A 717-nucleotide genomic window follows, 5' to 3' on the forward strand; every position below is an offset into this window, starting at 1 on the left:
GAGCTGCCAGTGTCGCTGGCGAGCGCCACCGTCGGGGTTTCGATGCTGTTGTCCAGCGTGAAGTCGATACTGGCGGTCGCAACATTGCCCGCGGTATCGGTGTCGGTCATCACCACGGTGTGGGCACCGTCCGCCGTCGGGGCAACATAGCTTGCCGAATCCGTGCCATCGACCGTGTAGACGCGCGTGACGTCGGTCGCAGCCGCGCTCACCGTGAGCCCGCCACTCTTGGTAATGCCGTCACTGCCCGAGCTGCCGGTGTCGCTGGCAAGAACCACCGTCGGGGTATCGATGCTGTTGTCCAGGGTGAAGTCGATACTGGCGGTCGCAATATTGCCGGCGGTGTCGGTGTCGGTCACCACCACGGTGTGGGCGCCGTCCGCCGTCGGGGCGACATAGCTTGCCGAATCCGCACCGTCGACCGTGTACACGCGTGTGACGTCGGCCGCAGTCGCGCTCACCGTGAGCCCACCACTCTTGGTGATGTGATCGCTGTTCGAGCTGCCGGTATCGCTGGCGAGCACCACCGTCGGGGCTTCGATGCTGTTGTCGAGCGTGAAGTCGATGCTGGCGGTCGCAATATTGCCGGCGGTATCGGTGTCGGTCACCACCACGGTGTGGGCGCCGTCGGCGGTCGGGGCAGCATAGCTGGCCGAAGCCGCGCCGTCGACCGTGTACACGCGCGTGACGTCGGCCGCAGCCGCGCTCACCGTGAGC

The 717-nt window shown here is 66.4% G+C and carries 1 protein-coding gene; it reads right to left on the minus strand.

What is annotated here, in order from left to right; all coding sequences use genetic code 11:
- Positions 1-717 (minus strand): Ig-like domain-containing protein (locus AC0L3C_RS36165; RefSeq protein WP_473410405.1); only part of this gene is annotated, 717 nt, incomplete at both ends.

The sequence above is a fragment of the Bradyrhizobium sp. WSM4872 genome (assembly GCF_055811715.1).